At 59.7% G+C, this 1,729-nt stretch carries 1 protein-coding gene; it reads right to left on the bottom strand.

Translation table 11 applies throughout. The annotated features are described in order from the left end of the window. A partial coding sequence (locus WA989_RS08060) for an ABC transporter ATP-binding protein (RefSeq protein ID WP_424339988.1) occupies positions 1-1,729 on the bottom strand: 1,729 nt, incomplete at both ends.

The raw sequence follows: 1,729 nt of genomic DNA on the forward strand, positions 1-1,729 counted from the left end.
GGCCGCCATCAGGGCCTCATGGCTGCCCTCTTCGACGAGTTTGCCATCCTCCAGAACGATGATCCTGTCTGCCGCTCGCACGGTTGAGAGTCTGTGAGCGATGATCAGCGTCGTGCGGTCCTTTGAGAACTCACTGAGCGCCGCTTGAACCTTGGCTTCGCTTTCTGCATCAAGCGCCGAAGTCGCTTCATCCAGAAGCAGGATGGGCGCTTGCCGCAGGATGGCGCGCGCGAGAGCAATCCGCTGGCGTTGCCCGCCCGACAGGCTCCGTCCCATTTCACCAACCGGTGCATCATATCCGCCCGGCAGTGAAAGGATGAAGTCATGCGCATTGGCCGCCTTGGCTGCTTCTTTTATTTCTTCCCGTTTTGCCCCGATCCTGCCGAGCGCGATGTTGGCCGCAATGGTGTCATCGAACAGAAGCGCTTCCTGAGCGACCAGCGCAGTGGATCGTCTGAGGCTGGCCCCTGAAAAGCCTCGAATGTCGTTGCCATCCAGCGCTACAGCCCCGGACAGGGGGTCATAGAGCCTGAGTAACAGGTTAAATATGGTGGACTTTCCTGCTCCGGAAGGGCCGACAATGGCGACGCTCTCGCCCGGATTGACGGAGAAACTCAAGCCTTTGAGGGCCGGTGATCCGTCCGGATAAACAAAATGGACATCGCGAAACTCAATACCGCCATGCGCGTCCTTGAGATTGATCGCGCCGGCCCGGTCGGTGACGATGGGATCGGCATCGAGAATTTCGAAGACCCGATCCGCTGCTGCGCCGCCTTCCTGTGCCACCGCGTTGAGTGTGCCAAGCGCGCGAAGCTCAGGGGCAGCGACTGCCACAGCGCCAATCACACCGACAAAGTTGCCGAGCGACGTATCACCTTGCGCAATGCGCCAGGCCGTCAGCCCAAGAATGCCGACCAGCGCCAGCCCGCCCGTAATCTCCAGGATCGGATCGACAGCCGCCTTGTCGGTCAGCACTTTAAGGAAAAGCCGCGAGCGCTCGACGAAGCCCTTCTTCGCCCTCGCTTTCTGATATCCTTCCAGCCCATACGCCTTCACCACGCGGGCAGACTGAAAGCTCTCGGACAAGAGCGATGTCACTTCGCCGATCTGGTTCTGTGCCTGCTTGGAGCGCTTGCGCACGCGGTTGCCGAGGCCAATCACAGGCCCGAAAGCGATGGGATAGACCAGCAGCAGGACGAGCGTCAGCATCCAGTCCATGATCAGCATGGTGATCAGAACGCCGATGACGGTCAGCACGCCCTTGGTCAGATTGTTTGCAAGACGCAATCCTGCATCGCGTAAGGCGTTGACGTCATTTATAAATCTAGAGACAAAGCCGCCGGATTTGTCGCCTGACAACCGTGCGAAGTCACCGTCCGTCAGCGCTTCAAACTGATCGGCCTGTATATCCACAATCGCGCGCTGCACACCGGTATTATTGGCGAGCGTCATGCCATACAGCGATAGTGAACGCACCGCCGCGGCAAAGCCGATAATCCCGATGAGCCACCAAAGCCCGGAGGGCACACTGACCTGCTCCGGCCCCGCAAGCTGCTCAAGGCCTTCCACGACGAGCTTCAACAAATAGCCGTAAGAGGCGGCAGCAATAGAGGTGATGGCCGCGCACACCGTGCCGATCACAAACCATTTCCAGTGCGAGGCAAAGCGCTCACGAATCAGCCGGAAAAGGCTGCGGGTGCGCGGCGCCGGCACGGCTGGTGTCTCAGAC

Source organism: Henriciella sp., from assembly GCF_049649345.1.
GTDB lineage: Bacteria > Pseudomonadota > Alphaproteobacteria > Caulobacterales > Hyphomonadaceae > Henriciella.